This is a genomic window from Curtobacterium sp. MCSS17_006 (assembly GCF_003234215.1).
In the GTDB taxonomy this organism is placed as follows: Bacteria; Actinomycetota; Actinomycetes; order Actinomycetales; family Microbacteriaceae; genus Curtobacterium; species Curtobacterium flaccumfaciens.
Window position 1 is genome coordinate 338,744 of sequence record NZ_QKSO01000002.1, and the last position, 6,155, is coordinate 344,898.

At 70.4% G+C, this 6,155-nt stretch carries 6 protein-coding genes; 3 read left to right on the forward strand and 3 right to left on the reverse strand.

Annotation, left to right across the window (positions count from 1 at the left end; all coding sequences use genetic code 11):
- Positions 1-96: 96 nt before the first annotated feature.
- Entirely contained in the window at positions 97-1,068 is a 972-nt protein-coding gene (locus DEJ21_RS03860; RefSeq protein ID WP_111103786.1) for an aldo/keto reductase, read from the forward strand.
- Between the two features lie 197 nt (positions 1,069-1,265).
- On the opposite strand, the gene DEJ21_RS03865 is transcribed toward DEJ21_RS03860, so the two are convergent.
- A complete protein-coding gene (locus tag DEJ21_RS03865) occupies positions 1,266-2,540 on the reverse strand; it encodes an ammonium transporter (RefSeq protein ID WP_111030006.1) in 1,275 nt (424 codons plus the stop codon).
- A gap of 211 nt (positions 2,541-2,751) precedes the next feature.
- Entirely contained in the window at positions 2,752-3,774 is a 1,023-nt protein-coding gene (gene zapE, locus DEJ21_RS03870) for a cell division protein ZapE (protein WP_111223745.1), read from the reverse strand.
- 171 nt (positions 3,775-3,945) lie between these two features.
- Here zapE and DEJ21_RS03875 point away from each other — a divergent pair, with 171 nt between their 5' ends.
- Both DEJ21_RS03875 and DEJ21_RS03880 read left to right on the forward strand, forming a co-directional pair.
- Positions 3,946-4,857: a sulfurtransferase gene (locus tag DEJ21_RS03875; protein ID WP_111223746.1), complete on the forward strand. Its 912-nt coding sequence runs from the start codon at positions 3,946-3,948 to the stop codon at positions 4,855-4,857.
- The gene (locus DEJ21_RS03880) at positions 4,854-5,312 is read left to right on the forward strand and encodes a SufE family protein (protein ID WP_027465483.1); all 459 of its coding nucleotides are present in this window, start codon (positions 4,854-4,856) and stop codon (positions 5,310-5,312) included. Before DEJ21_RS03875 ends, DEJ21_RS03880 begins: the two co-directional genes overlap by 4 nt.
- Positions 5,313-5,384: 72 nt before the next feature.
- Here the strand turns inward: DEJ21_RS03880 and DEJ21_RS03885 are convergent.
- Positions 5,385-6,155: S9 family peptidase (locus tag DEJ21_RS03885; RefSeq protein WP_111223747.1), on the reverse strand; the 771-nt coding region annotated here is incomplete at its 5' end.

Sequence of the window (6,155 nt, forward strand, 5' to 3'; positions counted from 1 at the left end):
CCTCCCTGACTACTCCGACCAGCACAACGAGAGCCAAGCACCGACCGGTACTCCCAGGGCCTGGCGCCACCAGCGCGTCACGAGTAGACCCGTCTCATGGACTACACACACCTCGGTCGCACCGGTTTGTCCGTCTCCCGCGCCGTGCTCGGCACGATGAACTTCGGCCCGGAGACCAGCGAGGACGACTCGCACGCGATCATGGACCGGGCGCACGAGCTCGGCGTCAACTTCTTCGACACCGCCAACGGCTACGGGGGCTCGGTGGGCAAGGGCGCCACCGAGGAGATCATCGGACGGTGGTTCGCCAAGGGTGGCGGTCGCCGCGAGAAGACGGTCCTCGCCACGAAGGTCTACGGCGAGATGACCGACTGGCCGAACGGCGGCAAGCTCAGCGCCCTGAACATCCGGCAGTCGCTCGACGCGAGCCTGCAGCGGCTGCAGACCGACCACATCGACCTGTACCAGTTCCACCACGTCGATCGTGCGACGCCGTGGGACGAGATCTGGCAGGCGATCGACGTCGCCGTGCAGCAGGGCAAGGTCCTGTACGTCGGCTCGTCGAACTTCGCCGGGTGGCACATCGCCCAGGCGCAGGAGGCAGCGAAGCGCCGGAACACCTTCGGCCTGGTCAGCGAGCAGTCGATCTACAACCTCGTGGTCCGCGACGTCGAGCGCGAGGTCCTGCCCGCCGCCCGCGCGTACGGGCTCGGCGTGATCCCCTGGTCGCCGCTGCAGGGCGGCCTGCTCGGCGGCGTCATCGAGAAGACCGAGAACGGCTCCCGCCGTCTGTCCGGCCGCAGCGCCGAGTACGTCGACGCGCACCGTGACCAGCTGCAGTCGTACGAGTCGCTCGCGAAGGAGCTCGGCCACACGCCCGGCGAGCTGGCCCTCGCCTGGCTGCTGCACCAGCCCGGCGTCACGGCGCCGATCACCGGCCCCCGCACGATGGAGCAGTGGGAGTCCGCGGTGCGCGCCGTCGACATCCGCCTCGACCAGCGTGCGCTGGACCGTCTCGACGAGATCTTCCCGGGGCACGAGACCTCGCCGGAGGACTACGCCTGGTGACGGAACCAACGGAACCAACGGAACCAACGGAACCAACGGGTCGCTGACGCGACCATCTGCCTGGAGGCGCGGTGCGGGCCGGACCCGCACCGCGCCTCCCGGCCGTGGTCACGTCGAGAACGCGACCAACGCAACGACGACGGGCCCCGCGCTGCTGTGTGCGCGGGGCCCGCCGTCGTGCGGGTGGTGCCTGGTGACTAGCGGACGCTGACCGGGCTGTCGTCGGTCTGCTCGTAGAGGACGTAGCCCTCTTCGCCGTGGACGGCGGTGTCGATGCCGGCGACCTCGTCCTCGGTCTTGACGCGGAAGCCCATCGTCTTCTCGATGATCCAGCCGATGACGAAGGCCAGGACGAACGAGTACGCGCCGACGGCGCCCGCTGCGGCCGCCTGCTTGCCGAGCTGCTCGAACGAGCCGGAGTAGATCAGGCCGGTGTCGTTGGCGAAGAAGCCGAGGAACAGCGTGCCGAAGATGCCGCCGACCAGGTGGACGCCGACCACGTCGAGCGAGTCGTCGAAGCCGAGACGGTACTTCCAGTCGATGGCGAAGCAGCAGACGATGCCGGCGAGGAAGCCGAGCAGGATGCCCCAGCCCGGGGTCAGCGCGGCGCAGGCCGGGGTGATCGCGACGAGGCCGGTGACGGCACCCGAGGCGGCTCCGACGGAGGTGGCCTTGCCGTCCTTGAGCTTCTCGATGAGCAGCCAGCCGAGGATGGCGGCGGCCGGGGCGGCGAGGGTGTTCACCCAGGCGATCGCGGCGATGCCGTCAGCAGCACCCTCGGAGCCCGCGTTGAAGCCGAACCAACCGAACCACAGGATGGCGGCACCGAGCAGGACGAAGGGCGGGTTGTGCGGCTTGTGCGCACCCTTGGCGAAGCCGACGCGCTTGCCCAGGACGATCGCCAGGGCGAGACCCGCCGCACCGGCGTTGATGTGCACCGCGGTGCCACCGGCGAAGTCGATGACTCCCCACGTGGCGGCCCAACCGGAGGTCAGGTTGAAGACCCACGAGGCGACCGGGAAGTAGACGACCGTGACCCAGACGCCGGCGAAGACCATCCACGCGCCGAACTTGGCGCGGTCGGCGATGGCGCCGGAGATGAGCGCGACGGTGATGATCGCGAACGTCGCCTGGAACCCGACGAAGGCCATCGACGGGTACGCCGCCTGGATGTTCGAGGACTGCGCTTCCTCGAAGGCCTGGCCGAGGCCGATCTGGTTCCAGTCGATGCTGAAGAACCCGACGACGCCGGAGACCGCCGTGCCGTCGCCGTGGTTGGCGAAGGCGATCGCGTAGCCGTAGACCACCCAGAGCACGCTCACGAGCGCGATCGCACCGAACGACATCATCATCATGGAGATGACGGACTTGGCCTTCACCAAGCCGCCGTAGAAGAAGGCCAGGCCGGGTGTCATGAACAACACCAGCGCAGCCATCACCAACACGAACGTCGTGTTGCCCTGATCAAGCATCTGCTCACCTCTCGATTGCACGAGCGGCTCTTGGACCGCCTCGGGTGTCACAGAGTCTGGCGAGGCGAGGTTTCACGAGGGAGCACGAACTGTTTCGCGGATGTAACGCGACCACGCCGTTTGTAAACGTCGTGTTTCCGACGGCCCGATGTCCCCTGCACGAGGGGCAGGAGACCGCCGTGGACAGATCGGTCCGGACGGCAAGGGGTGCTCAGGCGCGGGTGAGGGCCACCACGCGGGACGCCGCGCGCAGGTACTTCTTGCGGTACCCGCCCTCGAGCATCACGTCGGGGTACACCTGGTCGAGCGGGGTGCCCGACGCGACGATGCGCACCTGCGCGTCGTACAACCGGTCCACCAGGGCGACCCAGCGCAGCGCGTCGGTCTGGTCGGTGAACGCCCGGACGTCGGTGAGCCCGACGGCGTCGAGGTCCTCGACCAGCGCGACGTACTTCGACGGGTGCACGGAACCCAGGTGGGCGACCACCGCGCCGAAGTCGTCGAGCGTCACGGTGCCGGACGGCAGCGCGGCGGGCACATCGGACACCACCTGCGCCGACTCGTCCACGGCACGGCGGCGGTAGTCGAGGCCGTCGATGCGCATGGTGTCGAACCGGTCCGACATCGCCTGGATCTCGCGCAGGAAGTCCTGCGCGGCGAAGCGCCCCTCGCCCAGGGCTCCCGGGGGCGTGTTCGACGTCGCGGCGAAGCGGGTGCCGGTCTCGGTCAGTTCCTTGATGAGCCGGGTCATCACCATCGTGTCGCCCGGGTCGTCGAGCTCGAACTCGTCGATGCACACCAGTGCGGTGCCGCGGAGCAGGTCGACCGTGCCCTGGAACCCCAGGGCGCCCACGAGTGCGGTGTACTCGATGAACGTGCCGAAGGTCTTCCGGCCGGTGGCCGCGTGGTAAGCGGCTGCGAGCAGGTGGGTCTTGCCGACGCCGAACCCGCCGTCCAGGTACACACCGGACTTCGCCGCGGGGTCCGGCGCCTGCTTCCGACGCCCGAACAGCCCACGCCGTGGGGCCTCGGTGGGACCCGCGGCCACGAACGCGGCGACGGCATCGCGGACCGAGGCCTGCGAGTCGTAGTCCGGGTCCGGCCGGTACGAGTCGAACGACGCGTCCGTGAACTGCGGCGGGGGCACGAGCGCCGCAGCCATCTGCTGCGGCGTCACCTGGGGATCACGGTCGACGAGGTGAGCGGGCAATCGGGGAACCCTTCCGGGAAGCATGTCGTGGGGTGTCACGTTGCGTCAGGGGCACGGTACGTCCGCGTACCGTTGCCCACAGGCACCGACGCCCGATCCTAGTCCGGCGCCGGCAGCACGCACCCGGGCACCACGCTCGCCCCGCACCACGCTCGCCCCGCACCACGCTCCCCCGCACCCCTGGAGGTACCCCCGATGACCGCACCGGTCGACCCGTCCGAGAAGTTCGCCGCCTACGCGCACCCGGAGCGCCTCGTGTCCACCGAGTGGCTGCAGGAGCAACTCGACGCCGGGGCCGGCGCCCCCGACCTGGTGGTCGTCGAGTCCGACGAGGACGTCCTGCTCTACGAGACGGGGCACATCCCGGGCGCCGTGAAGATCGACTGGCACACCGACCTCAACGACCCGGTGCAGCGCGACTACATCGACGGCGCGGCCTTCGCCGAGCTCATCGGCGGCAAGGGCATCGGCCGCGACACCACCGTCGTGATCTACGGCGACAAGAACAACTGGTGGGCGGCGTACGCCCTCTGGGTGTTCACCCTGTTCGGCCACGAGGACGTCCGCCTGCTCGACGGCGGTCGCGGCAAGTGGATCGCCGAGGACCGTGCCCTGACCACCGACGAGACCCCGGTCACGCCCGTCGAGTACCCCGTCGTCGAGCGCCACGACGAGCCCGTCCGCGCCTTCAAGGACGACGTCCTCGCGCACCTCGGCAAGCCGCTCATCGACGTCCGCAGCGCCCCGGAGTACAGCGGGGAGCGCACGACCGCGCCCGACTACCCGGAGGAGGGCGCGCTGCGCGGCGGCCACGTCCCCACCGCCGTGAACATCCCCTGGGCGACGGCCGCCGCCCCCGACGGCACCTTCAAGTCGCGCGCCGAGCTCGACGCCGTCTACCGTGACGGCGCCGGCATCGGTGACGCCGACGAGGTCATCGCCTACTGCCGCATCGGTGAGCGCTCGAGCCACACCTGGTTCGTCCTGCAGCACCTGCTCGGCTACGACAACGTCCGCAACTACGACGGCTCGTGGACCGAGTGGGGCAGCGCCGTCCGCGTCCCCATCGTGCAGGGATCCGAGCCGGGTACTGTTCCGAACCGATGAACGCCAGCACCGACGCACCACTCCCCGCCACCCTCGCCGAGATCCGCGACGACTTCCTCGCCCTGGGCCAGAAGGACCGCCTGCAGCTCCTGCTCGAGTTCTCGAACGAGCTGCCCGCACTGCCCGAACGCCTGCAGGGGCACGAGGACGAGCTCGAACGCGTGGAGGAGTGCCAGTCCCCCGTCTTCATCACCGTGACGGTGGGCGAGGACGGCGACGCCCCGGATGTGGTCCGGATGCACGCCACCGCCCCGCGCGAGGCACCGACCACCCGCGGCTTCGCCTCGATCCTGGCACAGGGACTGTCCGGCCTGACCGTCGAGCAGGTGCTCGCCGTCCCGACGGACTACCCGTTGACCATCGGCCTCTCCGAGGCGGTCAGCCCCCTGCGGATCCGCGGCATGGTGGGCATGCTCGGCCGCGTCCAGCGGCAGGTGCAGGCGGCGGTCGCGTAGACGCGACCCACTGGCGGACGGGAGGCGCGGTGCCAGCTGGCACCGCGCCTCCCGTCCGTCCTCCGGTCGCGTCTACCGCGCGCTGGCCGCCCCGCGCCGCTGGACCACCTCGGTCAGCCACGCGAGGATCCGGGCGTCGAACCAGTCGGCGTCGTGGTTCCAGAGCTTGGTGTGCCGGGCCGTGGTCTGGATCTCGAGCCGCACCAGGTCGGGCCGTGCGCGGGCCAGGTCGTGTGAGGCCGAGGACGGAACGAACCCGTCGTCGTCGCTGTGCAGCAGCAGGATCGGCACCGTGAGCTCGTCGGAGCGCGTGACCATGTCGAGCTCGCGCAGGTCCACAGGAGCCTGAAGCCCGGCGAGCCGGTGCAGCACCGGCGTGCGGAGCAGGCGCTGCGCGACCTTGCGGACCGGACGCGGCAGACGCAGGAGCTGGCTCTGCGACTTCAGCACCGCGTGCCAGTCGACGACCGGGGACTCGAGCACCACCCCGTCGACCAGGCCGGCGAAGCGCGAGCGGAGCAGGGTCTGCAACACGACGGCGCCGCCCATCGACCAGCCCATGAGCACGACGCTCTGGGCGTCCTGCGCGGTGAGCCAGCGGAGGACGGAGTCGACGTCCTCCCACTCGGTGCTGCCCAGGCCGTAGCGGCCGTCGACGCTCGGCGGGGCGACGCCGTCGTTCCGCCACGAGGCGAGCACGACCGAGTACCCGGCGGCGCGGAACACGGGGACGGCGCGGATGGTCTCGGCACGCGTGACGCCACGGCCGTGCACCAGGACGGCCCAGGGCGCTGCCGGGTCGTCGGCGCGGACGACCCAGGCGGGGGCGGGGCCGTTCGGGGT

Excerpts from the sequence above, each read along its gene's own strand:
- DEJ21_RS03875 (WP_111223746.1), top strand. The coding sequence starts at position 3,946 with ATGACCGCACCGGTCGACCCGTCCGAGAAGTTCGCCGCCTACGCGCAC.
- DEJ21_RS03865 (WP_111030006.1), bottom strand. The coding sequence starts at position 2,540 with ATGCTTGATCAGGGCAACACGACGTTCGTGTTGGTGATGGCTGCGCTG.
- DEJ21_RS03860 (WP_111103786.1), top strand. The coding sequence starts at position 97 with ATGGACTACACACACCTCGGTCGCACCGGTTTGTCCGTCTCCCGCGCC.
- zapE (WP_111223745.1), bottom strand. The coding sequence starts at position 3,774 with ATGCTTCCCGGAAGGGTTCCCCGATTGCCCGCTCACCTCGTCGACCGT.
- DEJ21_RS03880 (WP_027465483.1), top strand. The coding sequence starts at position 4,854 with ATGAACGCCAGCACCGACGCACCACTCCCCGCCACCCTCGCCGAGATC.